General features: G+C 67.8%; 12 protein-coding genes. 3 read left to right on the plus strand and 9 right to left on the minus strand.

Annotated elements, in window-relative coordinates; all coding sequences use genetic code 11:
- Positions 1-236 precede the first annotated feature (236 nt).
- The 6 genes from AC3A6F_RS23055 to AC3A6F_RS23080 form a co-directional block, all read right to left on the minus strand.
- Entirely contained in the window at positions 237-3,059 is a 2,823-nt protein-coding gene (locus tag AC3A6F_RS23055) for an ATP-binding protein (protein ID WP_487685534.1), read from the minus strand.
- Between the two features lie 8 nt (positions 3,060-3,067).
- Positions 3,068-3,799, minus strand: coding sequence for a hypothetical protein (locus AC3A6F_RS23060; RefSeq protein WP_487685537.1), 732 nt, complete (start codon positions 3,797-3,799; stop codon positions 3,068-3,070).
- Entirely contained in the window at positions 3,796-5,172 is a 1,377-nt protein-coding gene (locus tag AC3A6F_RS23065) for a hypothetical protein (protein ID WP_487685540.1), read from the minus strand. The genes AC3A6F_RS23060 and AC3A6F_RS23065 overlap by 4 nt, the downstream gene beginning before the upstream one ends.
- 188 nt (positions 5,173-5,360) lie before the next feature.
- Entirely contained in the window at positions 5,361-6,131 is a 771-nt protein-coding gene (locus tag AC3A6F_RS23070) for a DUF3108 domain-containing protein (RefSeq protein WP_487685543.1), read from the minus strand.
- Between the two features lies 1 nt (position 6,132).
- Entirely contained in the window at positions 6,133-7,266 is a 1,134-nt protein-coding gene (locus AC3A6F_RS23075; protein ID WP_487685546.1) for a DUF3108 domain-containing protein, read from the minus strand.
- 86 nt (positions 7,267-7,352) lie between these two features.
- Positions 7,353-8,093, minus strand: a complete 741-nt coding sequence (locus AC3A6F_RS23080) for an SDR family NAD(P)-dependent oxidoreductase (RefSeq protein WP_320475256.1) — start codon at positions 8,091-8,093, stop codon at positions 7,353-7,355.
- Between the two features lie 145 nt (positions 8,094-8,238).
- Here AC3A6F_RS23080 and AC3A6F_RS23085 point away from each other — a divergent pair, with 145 nt between their 5' ends.
- Positions 8,239-8,898, plus strand: coding sequence for a TetR/AcrR family transcriptional regulator (locus AC3A6F_RS23085; protein WP_487685550.1), 660 nt, complete (start codon positions 8,239-8,241; stop codon positions 8,896-8,898).
- A 13-nt stretch (positions 8,899-8,911) separates the two neighbouring features.
- Here the strand turns inward: AC3A6F_RS23085 and AC3A6F_RS23090 are convergent, their stop codons facing one another.
- Positions 8,912-10,441: a GMC oxidoreductase gene (locus AC3A6F_RS23090; RefSeq protein WP_487685553.1), complete on the minus strand. Its 1,530-nt coding sequence runs from the start codon at positions 10,439-10,441 to the stop codon at positions 8,912-8,914.
- A gap of 212 nt (positions 10,442-10,653) precedes the next feature.
- On the opposite strand from AC3A6F_RS23090, the gene AC3A6F_RS23095 reads away from it, so the two are divergent.
- Together AC3A6F_RS23095 and AC3A6F_RS23100 are read left to right on the plus strand one after the other, a co-directional pair.
- Positions 10,654-11,385, plus strand: a complete 732-nt coding sequence (locus tag AC3A6F_RS23095; protein ID WP_487685556.1) for a PhaM family polyhydroxyalkanoate granule multifunctional regulatory protein — start codon at positions 10,654-10,656, stop codon at positions 11,383-11,385.
- Positions 11,386-11,486: 101 nt separating this feature from the next.
- Entirely contained in the window at positions 11,487-14,681 is a 3,195-nt protein-coding gene (locus AC3A6F_RS23100) for a patatin-like phospholipase family protein (RefSeq protein ID WP_487685559.1), read from the plus strand.
- Position 14,682: 1 nt separating this feature from the next.
- Here AC3A6F_RS23100 and AC3A6F_RS23105 read toward each other — a convergent pair whose 3' ends face one another.
- Together AC3A6F_RS23105 and AC3A6F_RS23110 are read right to left on the minus strand one after the other, a co-directional pair.
- On the minus strand, positions 14,683-16,065 hold the full coding sequence (locus tag AC3A6F_RS23105; RefSeq protein WP_487685562.1) for an MFS transporter: 1,383 nt from the start codon (positions 16,063-16,065) through the stop codon (positions 14,683-14,685).
- Positions 16,066-16,072: 7 nt separating this feature from the next.
- Complete coding sequence (locus AC3A6F_RS23110; RefSeq protein ID WP_487685565.1) at positions 16,073-17,086, minus strand: LacI family DNA-binding transcriptional regulator; 1,014 nt, start codon at positions 17,084-17,086, stop codon at positions 16,073-16,075.
- Positions 17,087-17,146 lie beyond the last annotated feature (60 nt).

The following is a 17,146-nucleotide window of genomic DNA, read 5'->3' on the forward strand; positions in this document are numbered from 1 at the left end:
TGAACTGCTTCGTGCGTTTAACCATCTACCCCTCGAAAGTGGACAATAGCTGTCCGACTTTCTTGTGGCAGTTCACTGCGCGGGAACGACGTTGTTTTGCGTGGCGGGCGGGATACGCGGCTATTTTGGACACGTACATAAGCACGTCCTTCCCGCGAAGGCGGGAACCCAAGTCCGTAGCCCACCACGAACGCGCTTAATGACGAAAAAGGGATCCACCACGGATCCCTTTTTCATTACGCGGCCTTCGCCTCGTCCTTCCTTCGCTGCAGCACGAAGATCGGCTGCGCCCACTGCATGTCCTTCTTCTTCTTGCTCGTGATGAGCGTGAGTTCCGAAGGATCGTAGACGTCGGTGTTGTGCGTCAGCGGCGTCGTCATCAGGTACTGGGCGTCGGTGTTCTTCAGGAACTCGCCGACCAGCTGGATGTTGCGAATGTCCAGGTGGGCGAACGGTTCGTCGATGAACACGAAGCCGCCCGAACCTTCTTCCGATTTCAACAGGCCGATCAGCAGCACCAGCGACTTCATCACCTGCTGGCCGCCCGAGGCTTCGCCGTCGTTCATCCCGATCTGGTCCTTGCCGTCGAACTTGAAGCGCACGTGCAGGCCGGCCTGGGACAGCTGCACATCGTCGTTCTCCAGCCGCACCGGGTCGGCCTGGACGTCGATGCCGGCCAGCGAACCCAGTTCGCGGATGTTCTTGGTATAGGTCTTGATCGTGTAGCGCAGGCGCTCGATATACGCCCCGCGCGCATTGCCGGTGGCCTCGATCGCGCGGTTGTTCTGGTAGCGGCGCTCTTCGGTCTCGCTCTGGCGGCTTTCCAGCTGCTCGTGCAGGCGCGCATACTGGTCGATCACGGTCGGATCCAGTTCCCAGTCCTCGCGCGCCAGCGAATGCTCGAGCGAACCGAGGCGCAGGTTGACCTGGTGCGCGTTCTGGTGCTTGGCCACCAGATCGCCGCGCCAGCTGGGGTTCTTCCAGGCGCCCGGCACCGCGCGCCAGCCGCGGCGCATCTCCAGCAGCGCCTTGGCGTGCTCGCTGCGCTGCTCGATCTGGCGGCGATGGTTCAGGCGCATGCCGGCTTCGGCTTCCGACAGCGCCATGCGGGCGTTCTGCCATACGGTGTCGGCGCGGGTGCGGTTCACCGTCGCGTTCTTGCTCAGGGTCTGCAGCTCGCCCAGGCGCGCGCCGACTTCCAGGCGCTCGGCCTTGAGCGGAGTGAGCGCGCGCACAGCTTCCTCGAATTCCTCCTGGCGCGCCGACAATTCCTTGGCGGCGTCGACGCCGGCGATGCGCGCCTTCAGGCCGCCCACTTCGGCGGCCAGCTTCGAGATCGCGAGGGTCAGCTCGTCTTCGCGCTTTTCCAGCGCCGGCATCAGCTTCTGGATTGCTTCCAGGCGCTGGGTCTTGCCCGCCGCGCCGAAGCGGTAACGCGAGGCCTCGACGAACAGCGAGCGGCCGCCGCGGCGTTCGCGGTGGTAGGCGTCCGGCGTGATCCATTCGTCCGAACGGCTCTTGAAGCCTTCGTCGACCGAGTCGACGCGCTCGATGCGTTCCAGCTGGTCGATCAGCCAGCCCGGCGCCTTGCCCGAGAAACGCACCACCGACAGCAGGCTGTCGTCCTTCACCACCGGCGCGTTGACGCAATCGGGCACGATGAAGTGGCGATAGCGCTCCTTCTCGGCCAGGCGGTAGGCCGCCGGCGCATCTTTCGCATTCTCCAGCAGCACCACCGAGGCATAGCCGCCCAGCACGCCCTCAACCGCGCCCTGCCACTTCGGATCGGTCACCTCGACGATGTCCGACAGCATGGCGTGGGCGATGCCCTCGTCGCGCAGCGCGCGGCGCATCAGGCGCTGCGCTTCCGGCTCCGGCATCGAGGTCTTGCCCTGCAGCGCGGAGATGGTCGCCATCTCGCCCGCGATCTTGCTCGCTACCCCCTCGCGCGCGCTCTTCTGGCGCGCCAGCTCGGCTTCTTTCTCCTCGAGCTGCTTGGCCACTTCGGCGATGTCTGCGCCGGCATCCGCCGACAGCTTTTGCAACCGGTCGCGCTGCTCGAGCAGGCTTTCCAGTGGCTTCAGGCGCGTGTTCACCTCGGACAGGCGCTTGGCCAGTTCGCCGGCTTCAAGCTCGAGTTCGGTTTCCTGCTTCTGCGCGTCGGTGAGCGCGCGCTGCTGCGCCGCCAGCTGGCTGCGCTTCTCGGCCAGTTGGCCGTCGGCCTGCACCAGCGGCTTCTTCGCCTCGCGCAGCATACGGCTGTTGCTGGCGGCCTTTTCGCGCGCCTCGTGGTACTGCAGCGCCGGCAGCACTTCTTCGTGCAGCTCGCGCTTTTCCTTGTTCAGGTCGGACCACTGGTGGTGGTTGGCCACGCGCAGGCGCAGCCCCTCGAGGTTGGTGCGCGAGGTCTCGAGTTCGGTCTCGAACCGTTTCAGCTCGACCTCGGTGTCGCGCTGGTGGCGCTTGGCTTCGTCGTAGGCGTCCAGCACTTCCTTGTCGCCGAAGACCTGGAACACCAGGTCCAGCAACTGGCGCGGCGCATATTCGCACAGTTTATCGGTCTCGCCCTGCTCCAGCGCGAGCACCTTCGACATCGCCGGCGACAGGCCGGCCGAGGCCAGGCGCTTGCGGTAATTCTCGACGCCCAGCCAGTCGGTGGCTTCGGTCACTTCCTCGATCTCGACGTTACCGGGTCGCATCAGGTACTGGCGCTTCCAGTCGCCGCCATTCTTCTGCACCTGGCAGAACAGGGTCACCTCGTCGTCCGAGAAGAAGCCCGAATGACGGAACGGCCGGTTCGACAGCTGGCGTCCGACCGGCTTGTTGTCGACCACGGCGCGCAGCCAGGCGCTTTGCTGGCCCGAGTGGCGCGCATAGTGTTTATACGTGCGGCCCATCGAGCAATCGAGGCCGAACAGAGTGCGCATCGCGTCGAGCAGCGTGGTCTTGCCCGAGCCGTTCTGGCCGGCGATCGTGATGATCTTGGCGTCCAGCGGGATGTTCTTGATCCGCTGCCAGTAATCCCAGTGGACCAGTTCGAGTGATTTAATGTGGAACATCGGCTATCTCAGTTCGGGGTATCGGTTGCATCGTCGGCCGCATCGGTAGACTCGACCGCGACCGCATCGTTGGCGGCTTCCGCGTCGACGGCCACCTTGCGCGGAGCGGCGGCCAGCGGCGCGCGCTTGAAGACTTCGGACAGCGCGCCGTTGATGATGCGCTCCTTGAGCACGTCGGTGTCCATCATCAGGTCCAGCAGCGGGCCTTCCAGGATCACGTCGCCGCGCCGTTCGATGAAGCCCAGCTTGGACAGCACGCCCAGGTTCATGTCCATGCGGGTCTTCTTGCCGAGTTTATCGCCGAAGTCCGACAGCAGCGCGGTGTACGAGATGCCGATCGACGCGTCTTCGGCGCGCGGGATCGGCGTGTCCTTCTCGAACATATCGTTCTGGTCGTCGTCCACCGTGGTGTGGGTTTCCTGGCGCTCGCGCTTGGGCAGGATGATCTGGGCCCACAACACCACCAGCAAGGCCACGCCGTCGCGGGTCAGGCCGAAGTTATTGTTCTGCCAGATGTCCTTGGCGCCGAAGATCTTCGGCTCGACGTTGCGGTGCAGGGCCACGGTCACGTGGTCGGCATACACGTTGTCGAGCAGTTTGAGGCCGGATTCGAGCAGGCGCTTGTCGACTTCGGCGCGGAACTGGTCGTCCGACAGCGCGCGCTTGACCATCTTGTCGTCGCGGCGCAGGGTCTGGTGCGTCAGCAGGCGCGCGATCAGGATTTGTGCATCGTCATTCATGTGGGCGTGCCGTCCGAAGGGAGATCTGGATTGATGGAGAGGGTCGCGATCGACATGGCCGCCACTTCGGGGTCGTCGAGTTCGATCAACTGGTCCTGGGCCTCGAAGGAGAGCGGCAGGCGCGCCAGGTCGGCGGTCGCGCCCTGCAGGCTGGCCTCGGACGCGTCGCCCAAGAGCGGCAGCAGCGAGGCGCGGTAGGACGCCAGCGCGAAGCTGGCCGGCAGCAGCGATTCATGCAGCTGCACCCGGCGCGGGCCGACTTCCGAGAATTCGGGGAAGTTGCCCAGGTTGGCGAAGTCGGCCAGCTTGTTGATCCAGTCGTTCAGCTCGACCATCATGGCCGGGTTGTCGTTGATCGTCAGCGGCGCGTCCTGGCCGCTCGGCAGGCCTTTCGGGCCGGTCGAGATCACGCGTTCGGCCAAGAGCTCGGTCTCGGCCACGTCGATCATCTCGGCCGGGGTACCGAACAGCGGCGTCACCGGGCGGTCGATCGCGCTTGATGCCAGGCTGGCCAGGTCTTCATGGGCCAGCAGCCAGCGCTTGACGTCGGTGGTCGACAGGCCGGACTGGCCCAGGTGCACGCGCTGGCGCTCGATCTGGTTCAGCGCGCGAGAGAACATGCCCTGCATATTGAGCAGCGCGCTCTGGGCCCGGCCGATGGCCTGGGCCGCTCGGTGCGTAGCGGAATCGGCCCGCTCGTCCGAGGTGATGGCGCGCAGGATGACGGAGCCCTTCTCCACCCAGTCGCAGGCCATATGCCACTTGGCCTGCGAGGTGCGCAGGCGAAATTCTGAGCCGGAGGCGATCGCGTCGCGGAATTCCTCGGTCAGCTCGATCAGGCGGCCCAGCAAATGCTTCAGCTGGTCGACGGTCACGCCGCCGACCGCCTGGGCGCCGGCCACCTGCGACAGCAGGAAGCCCATCTCGGCGTCGTCGTCTTCTGGCTTACCCAGCGCCAGCAGGGTCTCGAGCGCGGACAGGACGTTGCGCGCCAGCGGCGTGATGCGGTACACCGCGGCCGGGGCGTCCCAGGCCAGCAGGCCGTGGCCGCGCAGGCGGTTGAGCACCGTCTCCAGGCTCTCCGGAATCAGATAGGCCAGCTTCTGGTTGATGTCGGCGCGCGAAAACGCCGAGCTGGCGGTGTCGCCGGCCAGTTCGCGCAAGACGAGCAGGCGCACCAGCACGCCATCCTGGGTGCCGTGGAACAGGGCCGTGAAGGCCGACAGCATCGGCTGGGCACGCTTGAGGTGGAAGACCTGCTCGATTTCGTCGGGAGCGACGCCTTCCTGGAAGTGTGCTTGCAGCGGATCAAGTTCCGGCGCTATGGCCGGGGAGTCGGCAGCGAGGGCCGCGCCGGCAAGGGGATCGATCATCGTTGTTACCAGTCTCTCGTGCGCGGTCGAGACGGGCCTGCGCTGACAATATTGACAATATTGTCATGCACGTACTTACAGGCCCGACCGGCTTCGCGGGGGCGTCAGTATAACAGGCTGGACTGGGCGATTGATGATTGCCGGCCCCGACCGGGGGCCGGCAATTGCGGGAAAGACACAGATGTGACTTATGGTTTAGCAATACTCTTCAGCGTTTGTTCGATGGTTTCCTTGTCGCCTTCCGTGAAGCGGATCTTGACCGGATACCATTCGTGTTCCGGCGCCAGCCACACCTCGATGCTCTGGTCGCGGCTGCCCGGCAGCGCTTCGCGGCTGACCAGCACGGCATCGACCTGGCCCAGCCCCGTCTTGACCTTCTCGCGCTTGACCACCTTGAAGGTCCAGGCCTCGGCGCTGCTGCGGCCGGCCACGAAGAACGGCCATTCCGAACCCGGCTTGAACTTGTCGCCGGCGGCGCGCGCGACGGCCGCCAATTGCCAGGTGATCGACACACGGTCCTGTTCGCCGCCCTTGAGCGGGTAGGTCTTGTCGCCTTCCGAGAAACTCATGACTTTTTCGCCACGGTCGAAGGTGATCGAGGTCGGATCCTTGCGCATCCGCTTTTCGGAAAATTCCGCCGGGGCCAGACCAAACTCGTCGATGGCGCCCTGGCTGCGGTTGTCGAGCAGGGTGCCGAGGATGGCCACACGCGACTCGACCTGCAGGTCATATTTGCCGTCGCCGGCGCGCCAGGCGACGGTGGCGTCGCCCTTGAGCGACAGGCCGCGCTGGCGTGCGCTCAGGTCATACTGCAGGTCGGCCGATGGCGGCAATTCGAAGGCGCGCTTGATGGATGGATGCGCCGCAGCCGATGGATTTGCGGACTGGGCGGCGGTGCTGCCCAGGGCGAGTGCCAGCGTGCATGCGACGCCGGCTTTTCGAATGTTGTCTAGAAGCATATCAAAATCCTGAATGGTTCAAGACGATATTATTCACTGTTTGCGTGGTTACTGCTCCATTGGCCTCAGTATTGCGAATCCGCACTGGGTACCAGCCGTGTTGCGGGGCCAGCCAGATGTCGAGTGTCGACTTGTAGGAGCCGGGCTGCGGCGGGCGCGTCAGGTGCCAGGTTTGCAGCTTGCCGAGCCTGGTGTCGATCTCTTCCTGCCCCACCACATTGAACCGGTAAACGGCGGCGTCGCGGTCTTCGCCGACAAAGATGTCGATATCGCCGCTCAGTTGCTTGGGATCGCCGCGCGCGATCGCCGACAGCTGCAGCGGGACGCTGGCCTTGTCCTGGGCGCCGGGCACCAGCGGATAGGCCGCCTGCGACGCCGAAAAAGTCACTTTGTTCTCGCCCCAGTTGAAATGGGTGGCCGTGAGCGAACGGCCGCGCCGCTTTTCCGTCATCTTGATCGGCGCGAAGCCGGCGGCGGCCACCGCGCCCTCGCTGTGCAAGACCACCAGGTTGACCCGCGTAAATACCACCCGAATGCCGGCCTCGACCTGGATCTTGTAGGTATCGTCGTTCAGTTGCCAGGCCAACAAGGCCTCGCCCGACCATTCGGCGCCGTCCTTGTCGGTACGGGCGACGTCCAGCGTGATCGAGGCCGGGGGCGGCATGTCGACCTTGTAGCGGCGCATCTCGTGAACGACGGGGGCGGCCGGCTCGGCGGGCGCCGGCGCTTCCGGGGCTGGCGTTGGCGCCGGTGCAGCGGGTGGCGGCGCCGGCACGGGGGAAGCGGGCTCCCCGCCGCTTCCCCCGGCGACGCCATCGACCGCGCCGGGTTCCATCCCGACGGTGAAGCTGCCCGCCTGGGCCGGCATGCCAAGTTCGACCGGCAGAATCACGGGCAAGGGCAGCGGCGCCGCATCCGGCACCGGCAAGGGCGCGGGCGGTGGCGGTGCCGGCGGCGCGGCGGCCGGCAAGACTTGCGCCAGGATCGTCGCCGCCCCGCCTTCGCCCTGGCCCTGGCGCGGCAACTCCAGGTTAACGTCGAGCAGCACGCTCAGCACGATCCAGTGCAGCAATACGACCAGGGCGACCGGCAGCAGCCGGCGGCGACGCGGAAGTAAGAGTGGTGCGGATTGCATATCCGCTAGTGTAGCGCGAGCAAGGCCCGCGCTGCACGGCGCCTGGATCTTCCTTTCTTAGAACCTACCGGGATAGGTTCTTAAGGTCAGGTGATCGCCCCGCCGTCGACGGTGAGCACGGCGCCGGTGATCTGGCGCGCCGCCGGACTGGCCAGGAAGGCCACTGCCGCCGCCACGTCGCGCGGCTCGCCGAAGCGTCCCAGCGGGATCAGCGACTTCTGGAATTCGGCGAAGTCGCCATTGGCCGGGTTCATCTCGGTGTCGGTCGAACCCGGCTGCACCAGGTTGACGGTGATGTCGCGCGCGCCCAGTTCGCGCGCCAGGCCGCTGGTGAAGGTCTTGAGCGCGGCCTTGGTCAGGAAATACACGGTGGCCCCCTCGCCGACGATGCGGTCGGCGCCGGCTGAGCCGATATTGACGATGCGACCGCCCTGGCCCAGGTGCGGGATGGCCGCCTGCGCCGCCAGGATCGGACCGCGCACGTTCACGTCCAGCAGGGCGTCGATATCGTCCACGGCGATGTCGGCGATCGGCGCATAGCGGGCGATGGCGGCGTTATTGACCAGGATGTCCAGGCCACCCAGCGCCCGCGCCGCTTCGTCGACGGCGCGCCTGATCGCGGCCGGGTCGGCGCTGTCGGCCTGGATCGCGACCGCCTTGCGGCCGCGGCCTTCGATGGTGCGCACGACTTCCTGGGCCCGCTCGGCCGAACGCTCGTAGGTGATCGCCACGTCGGCGCCCTGTTCCGCCAGTTCGAGGGCGATCGCGGCGCCGATGCCGCGCGATGCGCCGGTGACGATGGCGCGTTTTCCTTGCAAGCTGCTCATGACATTTCCTTTATGTGTTGATCGATACAGAAATAGTAGATGGCCCGGCGGCGTGCTGTCAATTGATTTTTTAGTGATCGACACATATATTGTTAAACGACGTGCGGCGTTGTCCCGACCCGCAGCCGGACATATACTGTGCGCGATGCAAACGCCCGACCACCCTCTCCACGACGAAGCGGCTGCCCCAGCGCCGGCGACGCGCGCCCGCGGCCGGCCACGCGCCTTCGACCGCGAAGCCGCCTTATCGAAGGCGATGCGCCTGTTCTGGCAAAAGGGATATGAGGCCACTTCGCTCACCGACCTCACCGCCGCGATGGGCATCGCCTCGCCAAGCCTGTACGCGGCCTTCGGCTCCAAGGAGGCTTTGTTTGTCGAAGCCCTGAACCATTACGGCGCCACCTATGCCTGGGGCTGGAAGAACTTCCTCGATGCGGCGACCGCGCGCGACGCGGTCCAGGCATGGCTGATGGATTCCGCCGCCTTCCTGACCGGCGGCATCGAGGACGTTCCGCTCGGCTGCATGGCGACCCTGTCGGTGATCGGCGCCGCGGGCCACCCGGAATTGTGCGAACAGACGCGCACTGCGCGCGCCTCGCCGCGGGCGGTCGTCAGGAACCGCCTCGAGCAGGGCGCCGCGAACGGCGAGATTCCGGCCTCGGTCGACCTGGACGCCCTCGCCCGCTTCGTGCACATTGTCCAGAACGGGATGTCGCTCCACGCGCGCGACGGCGCCAGCCGCGCCGAACTGGAGGCGGCGGTCCAGGTGGCCATGCGCAGCTGGGACGCCCTGGTCGCAGGCTAGCGGCGCCGAGGATTTAACTCAATGCTGTCAAATGGCTGCCAAGACGGTGGCCCAGCGCGCAGATGGTCAGCGATGGATTGACGCTGCCGGCGGTCGGGAACACCGAACCGTCGCTCACCCACACGTTCTCGAAGCCGAATACCTTCAGGTTGGGGTCGACGACACCGTGTTGCGGCGTCCTCGCCATGCGCGCCGTGCCGAGGTGGTGGGCGGCCGAGGCACAGGTATCGCGCCAGCCCGTCATCGGGTCGGCCCGGCAACCGCTTACCTCGCCATGCCCGCGAAAGCCGGCCATCAGCAGCTCGTGATACTGCGTAAACATCTCGATGTCCTGCCTGGAGAGCTGCCAGTGCACGCGCGCGATCGGCATGCCGTAGCGGTCGCGCCCGTGCTCGGAGAGGCTGACCTGGCTGTCCGGGTTCGGCAGTTGTTCCGTCATGAAGAACAGGTCGCCGTGGTGCGAGCGCAGTCCCAGCGGCAGCTTCTGGTGCGCGATGCGCCACAGGATGTAGGGATGGCGCACCAGCGAGGCCACATGCGACAGGCCGATGTCGCGCGGCCCGCGCACGCCGAGAAAGGACATCACCGCCTTGTTCGGCACCGGACGCCGGTTGATGCCCTTGCGGATGAACATGGCATGGTTGGGCAGGCGGTGCGCCTGCTGGAATTCGCTGCTGAGCATGAGCCCCGGGAAGACCTGGATGTCTTCCTTGCTTGCCCTGGCGCGCGCTTTCGGCTTGCCGGCCAGCGGCTGGCGGAACGTGACTTGCGACAGGTAGCCGGCGGGATGGTCGATCAGATTGCGCCCGAGCCACCAGGACGGCTGCTGCGCCATGCCATCCTGGCCGAGCGAATTGAGCAAGAGGCGCGGCGTCTCGAGCGCGCCCGCCGCGATCACGAAGCGGTTCGCCCTGACTTCGAAGCGCTGCGCGCCGCTGCCCACGACAAGGGCGTGTGTACGTCCATGCCGTTGCCGCAGCTGCAGTGCGGTGCTGTTGTACACGCAGCGCGCCATGCCGTTGCGGCACCATTCGCGCAAGACCGGCTTGCCCCTGAACGGCGGCGACCGGTAGCGGTAAGCCTTGGAAGCGAGCATATTGGCCATGCCCAGCGCCATGCCGCCGTGGTGGGCGGCCGATTCCTGCGGCATGTCCTGGCCGCCGCACAGGAAGTCCAGCGCCACCGCATACCAGGGATCGAGATCGCCGCGCGTGATGGCCCAGCCGCTGTGGGGAATCCAGGGGCGCTCGAGAAAATCCTCGTCGTCGAGCGGCGCGCACACGCCATGCCAGAACGCGGTGCCGCCGCCCACTTCGAGCCCGCGGCTGGTCGAGATGCCGAAAGGGCGGCCGACGCTTTCGATGCGCACCGAAGGCGCATCGCGGCGCGACGCCGTGATCGGCCCGGTTTCGATGAACAGCACGTCGCGGCCGGCGCGCACCAGGGGATGGGCGGCGGAAATCGCCCCCATGCCGGTGCCGACGATGCAGATGTCGGCCTGGAGTGTCGTGTCTGGTGCTAACTGCCGGCCATCGATGAGCATCGGATTCACCACGGAAAGTTGATTACCAAAAGGCAATTTTGTGCAGCGCAACTTTTCCATCGTAACGTAAAGACGATATTTGCTCAATAGACAATATTCTCGATAGTCGAGCCAGCCTTGGTGCCAGCGCAAACTCTGCCCGGTCCCATTCGCTGCATGGCCTGCAAAGACGTAATCTGCTACGCTTGCCGCACAAACAACGGAGACCGCTCATGCTGAATCAGCCCATGCCTGGAATGACCGACACGCTCGAATTCGTCAAGAACCTGTGGGGCGGCATGAACATCCCCGGCGCCATGCCCGGGATGGGCGGCATGCCCATGCCGGGCGCCGGCCTGTCGGTGGAAGACCTGGACAAGAAGATCGCCGACCTGAAGGCGGTCGAGTCCTGGCTCAACCTCAACCTGGGCATGCTGCGCGGCTCGATCCAGGCGTTGGAGATTCAGCGCGGCACCCTGGCCACGCTCAAGGCGATGGGCGACAGCATGGCCCAGGCCATGAGCCAGACCGGCGCCGCCAGCGACGCCGCCATCGCGCCGTTCGCGCAATTCTTCACCCAGGCGGCGCAGGCCGCCGCGCCAGCCGCCGCCAGGCCCGCGGACAGCGCCGCGCCACCGCCGGCGCCATCCGCGGCCGCGCCCGACACCCCGGCTCCGCCACCAGGCACCGAGGCATCGGCCGCGGCCATGCCGGCCGCCGTCGCCTGGTGGAATCTATTGCAGGACCAGTTCCGCCAGGCCGTGGCCAGCGCCATGCCGCCAGACAACGCCAATCCCGACAAGGCCGGCGGCTCGCCGCCCGACGGCGGTGGCGACAACCCCGCAGCCGGCGCCGCTGCTTCCGCCAAGCCATCCGCCGCAGGCCAATCCACCAACGCCCAGAACGCCAACGGCACTCCGGCCCCGGGCCGGCGCAGCACGCGCGGCAAGACCGACAAGGCCTGACGCTTGATCCAAACGGTGGCGCTCGCCTCCAAACCGTGCTGAACTGACACGGCGGCCCGGCCTGCCCGGCCCGGCCGCTTCCCCGTCCAGCCGGAGGAGCCATGCTGCCGAGCGACCTGACCCACCTGACGCCGTCGCAGGTCGACGACCTGCGGCGCAAGCTCGCCGCCGCCGGCTGCGATCCGCCACCCGGCGCGCGCACCGTGGCCGAACTACGGGACGCCTTCTCCCTGCTGCGCAAGCGCCACGGCCTGGCGCCGTCGGACAAGATCGACGGCGACCTGCTGCGCTGCCTCGACACAGCCGCCGGCCATCTGTTCGGCGAAGTGCTGCGCGACGAACTCGACATGCTGCGCCCAGAGGCGACAGACGCGCGCGGCGCCGCGCTCGACGCCGCCCTGCCGCCCGAGCGCGAGCGCCTGTTGCAGCGCGCCCACGGCGGCATGCTGGTCGGCCTGGCCCTGTCCGGCGGCGGCGTGCGCAGCGCCACCTTCAGCCTGGGCGCCCTGCAGGCGCTGGCGCGCTGCGGCCTGCTGCGCCACATCGACTACCTGTCCACCGTGTCCGGCGGCGGCTTTGTCGGCGGCTGGTTGTCGAAATGCCTGCATGCCAACGGCGGCGACATCGGCAAGGTGGAAGCCATGCTGGCGCCGCAGGCCGGCAACGGGGAGGCGCCCGAGCTGCGCTTCCTGCGCCAGTACAGCAACTACCTGTCGCCGCAGGGCGGCATGTTCAGCGCCGACACCTGGACCCTGGTCGGCACCTATGTGCGCAACACGGGCCTGAACCTGGCCATGCTGGTGGCCTGGATGTGCGCCCTGTTGCTGCTGCCGCGCTTTGCCGTCTGGGCCGTGCACCGCGTGGTCGCACCGGGCGGGCCATGGATGCACCTGGCCGACATCGCCTGGATCGTCGGCGTGCTGCTGTTCCTGTTCGCCGTGTTCTGCATCGCGCTGTCGATCTCGAGCAAGCCGGAAAGCTCGCGCGGGATGCGCCGCTTTCCGCTGTCGCAGGGCGCGGTCCTGTGGTGCATCAACCTGCCCCTGCTGCTGGCGGGCTTCCTCGGCAGCCTGGGGCTATGGCGCCACGGCGGGGCGGCGCCGTCGACCTTCTTCCCAAGCCAGCTCGAAGGCCGCTGGCACTGGCTGCTGGCCCCGGGCCTGGTGTATTTCATCGTCTGGGCCTGCGGCTGGTACCTGGCCCACGATCGCTCCAGTCCCTACCGCCGCACCGGCTATACAGTGTGCGCCGCCGGCGCCGCCAGCGTGCTGCTGGTGCTGCTGGAAGCCGGCCGCGCCTTCGCCCCCGGGATCCTGGCGCTGCTGCGGGTCGACGCCGCCCGCTTGTCGCTGCTGCTGTGCGCGGCGGTCGGCCTGCTGCTGGTGCTGGCCGGCTGGCTGGCCATCTACACGCGGCTGCACGCCGACCCGCCGCTGCGCGACCTCACCCGCGCCGAACTGGGCGAAGGCCTGTCGCACTTCCTGTGCGCGATGGGCGCGCTCACCCTCGGCACCCTGCTGCTGCTGGGCGGGATGGCGGTGCTGCCCGATCCCGCCGGCCAGCGCGTGCTGAACGACGCGATCGCGCTCGCCACCTTCGGCATGCCGCTCATGATGGTGCTGTTCGCCGCCACCATGACCCTGATGATCGGCCTGGTCGGCCGCCTGTACAGCGACGCCAGCCGCGAATGGTGGAGCCGGCAAGGCGCCTGGACCGCGATCTTCGCCCTCCTGTGGTTGACCGTGTACGCCACCTGCTTTTACATTCCTCCCTTGTTGCACTGGGCCTGGCTGACCTACGAGCCGTGGTCGAACCTGGGCACCCTGCTCGGCTGGCTGGCGATGACCGCCTTCGGACTCAAGGCCGGCAGCAGCATGTCGACCGGCGCGCGAGGCGCCCCGGACCCGAAGCTCGAACTGGTCGCGCGGCTGGCGCCCTATGTGTTCACGGTCGGGATCTTCGCCCTCTTGAGCAGCCTGGTGCAGGCCACGGTGGCGCTGCCGAAGGTCGCCTGTCCCAAGTCCGAGCTGACGTGCGTGCTGCGCGCCCATGCCGACGCCACCCTGGCCACGGACGGCGCGACCCTGCTGCTGGCCTTCGGCGCCTTCCTGGGCGCGGCCCTGCTGCTCGGCTGGCGGGTCGACATCAACAAGTTCTCGCTGTATATGCTGTACCGCAACCGGGTGGTGCGGGCCTGGTTCGGCGCCGGCAACCGCACGCGCCAGCCGCATCCCTTCACCGGCTTCGACCCCAACGACGACATGCTGCTGGCCGAGCTGCGCTACGGGCGGCCTTACCCGATCGTGAACACCGCGCTGAACCTGGTCAGCGGCGCCGAGCTGGCCTGGCAGACGCGGCGCACCGCCTCGTTCGCCTTCACGCCGCGCTGGTGCGGTTATGAGCAAGCCAGCGCGGTGCCCGGCAGCGCGGGCGCGCCAGCGGGCTGCTACCGGCCGACCGAGCAGTATGCTTCGCGCTCCGGCGTCGGCCTGGACGACGACGCCGGCGTGCGGCTCGGGATGGCGGTGGCCTTGTCCGGCGCCGCCGCCAGCCCGAATATGGGCGCGCACTCGTCGCCGCCGCTGAACTTCCTGATGACGATGTTCAACGTGCGCCTGGGGCGCTGGTGCCCGAATCCCGCGCGCCGCGCCTGGACCAGCGCCTCGCCGCCGATCGGCCTGTTCAGCCTCTTGTCGGAGCTATTCGGCCAGCTCGATGCCGACGCGGCCTACGTCCACCTGACCGACGGCGGCCACTTCGACAACCTCGGCATCTACGAGCTGGTGCGGCGCCGCTGCCGGCTGGTGATCGCGGTCGACGTCGGCAGCGATCGTTATCTTGCGTTCGAAGACCTGGGCAATGCGATCCGGCGCTGCGCCACCGACCTGCACGTGCGCATCGACCTCGATGTCTCGCGCCTGGCGGCCGACGGCGACAAGGGCATGTGCGGCGCCAGCTGTGCGGCCGGCAGCATCCGCTACAGCCTGGCCGACCGCGGCGCAGCCGACGGCGTGCTCCTGTACGTCAAGCCGGCCATCGTCGGCACCGAGAACGCCGACCTGCTCAACTACCGCAAGCTCCATCCCGACTATCCGCACGAAAGCATCGCCGACCAGTGGTTCGACGAAGCCCAGTTCGAGAGCTACCGCGCGTTGGGCGACCACATCGTCGACTGCGCGCTGAACGAGGCGGCGCGCGCCACCATGGGCGCCAACGGTGAGCAGGATATCGGGGCGCTGTGCGCGCAGCTGCTGCAGCGGCATGGACCGGGCGCGCGTGATCGCTTGGGCGCGTGAGTCAGCCCGCCGATGTTGGTTCCTGCAGCGGTGCGCCTGCCGGCGCCGTATGCGCCGTCAGCACCCGCCCGAGGCAGGCCAGCGCCAGCAGCGAGAACAGCGCGGCGCTGCCCAGGGTCAGGCGGTAATCGTGGCCCGAGTGGTCGAGCAAAGGCCCGATGCAGCTGGCCACCAGGATGTTGGCGAAGGCGACCAGGATGTCCTTGCTCGCGTTGTAGCGCACGAACTCCTCGCGCGGGAACAGCGCCAGCGGCATCGCCGCCGCGGCGGTGAAATAGGCGCCCGAGCAGATCACGTGGGCCACGTAGAACGGGCGGAAACTGGCCGCGCCGTCGACCAGCAGCCAGCCGCCCAGCGCGATCGCGAAGTACAGCGCCATCATGGCGGCGGCCACGCGCACCGCGCCGCGCCGGTCGACCAGCCAGCCGATGACGAAGGCGCTGGCGATCGACACCGCATAGGCCAGCGCGGTCAGCTCGCCCAGTTCCGCCTTCGACAGCCCCAGGTCGAGCGCATAGTGCAGCGAAAAGGTATTGAAGGGGACGAAGGTGACGGCGGCCAGCATGAAGGCGCCGAAGATCCACAGGTAGCGGCGCTGGGCGCAGCACAGGCGCAGCTGGGTGCGCGCCAGCGCCAGCCGTCCGCCCGCCGCTGCAGCGGCAGCGTCGTCACGCGCGACAGGCGCCGGCGGCGGGTAGTGCCCCTCGCGCACCATCAGGCACATGAGCGGTATCGTCAGGCCGAAGATCAGGGCGATGGCCACCAGGATCTCGGCCAGCCAGGCTTCGCTCAGCGCGAACAGCGTCATGTTGAAGCCGATCGCCACGCCCAGGCCGACGACCCGCACCGCGGCATAGAAGCGACCGGCCAGCCCGAACGGAATGACATCGGCCACCAGTCCGGCGAATAGCGCCATGGTGGTCATAGCGGCGGCGTCGAACACGGTCCAGAACAGGCAGAACAAGCCCAGTTCGAGCGCGGAGAGGCCCGGCGACCAGGCGCCCAGCAGCGCGTGCGCGCCGGCCGCGAATGCAGGCGCCAGGGCCACGCACAGCATGGCGGCGGTGGCCAGCGGCGCGCTGACTACCAGGTAAGGACGGCGCCGTCCCCAGCGGCTGCGGCTGCGGTCCGACCTCAACCCGATCGCCGGCACCACCAGCAGGCTGATAAGCGCCGGCACGGTCGACAGCAGCATGGCGACGGCGGTGTCCGAGGCGCCGTGGTTGCGCAGCACGACCAGCCCGATCGGGCCGGCCCAGCGCTCGCGCACCGCGATCCCGAGCGCCCCCACCAGCAGCCAACCGACCAGCACGCACAAGCCCCAGGCGCCATAGCGCAGCGTGCCGGCCTGCCAGCTTGCGCTCTCGAGGGCGGCGCGCCGCATCCTGGATCTACGTCGGCGCGGGGCCGGTCGAGTCGCGCACCACCAGCTCGGTGGCGAAGGCGATGCGCTCGGCACTGGGCGGGCGGCCTTCGATCATCTCGACCACCTCCTGCACCGCGCGCTCGGCCAGCGCCTCGTAGGGCTGGTGCATCGTGGTCAGGCGCGGGAACACGTGGCTGGCGGTCGAGATGTCGTCGAAGCCGACCACCGAGACGTCGGCCGGCACCTTCAGGCCGCGGCTGGCGACGGCGTCGATGGCGCCGAAGGCCATCTCGTCGTTGGCGGCGAAAATGGCGGTGGGCGGCGCCTCCAGCTCGAGCAGGCGGCGGGTGGCGGCAAAGCCCCCGGGCTGGTTGAAGGCGCCGTCCACCACCAGCGCCGCGTCGACGGCGATGCCGGCCGCCGCCAGGGCCTCGGCATAACCGCGTTCGCGCTCGGCGCTCTGGCCGGTGCGCTTGGTGCCGGCGATGAAGGCGATGCGGCGGTGGCCCAGACCGATCAGGTGCTCGACCGCGCGCCGCGCGCCGATGCGGTTTTCCAGCACGATGGTGGGCAGCGCCAGCTGGCGCGCATCGAAGAACACCAGCGCGCAATTGAGCTGCTGGCGCTCGACCACGTCCAGGAAACGGTCGTCGGCGGTCGGCATCAGCAGCAGCAGGCCGTCGCACAACTTGCTGAGCGTGGCGCAGGTGGTCATCCGGTCCGGGCTGTCGAAGCGATCGGCGTTGAACAGCAGCAGGTCGTAGTCGCGTTTTCTCGCCTGCTCGCCGATGGCGCGCACCAGCTCGTGCAGCACCACGGGGCCGTAGTTGTTCATGAACACGCCGATCAGCTTGCTCTTGTCGCCGCGCATCCGGCGCGCCAGCATGTCCGGCGTGTAGTTCAGCTGGGCCGCGGCCGCCATGATGCGCTCGCGCGCCGCGTCCGACACATAGCCGGTGCCGCGGATCGCGCGCGAGGCGGTGATCGGCGCGACGCCGGCCAGGCGGGCGACCTCGCTCAATTTGCTGGCTTTGGCCATGGGTCTCCTTCAATCGATCATGTTGTTGAGTGTTTGCAGTAACTCAACACTAACCTGTGG

This window comes from Massilia sp. Soil_C_3, from assembly GCF_057657035.1.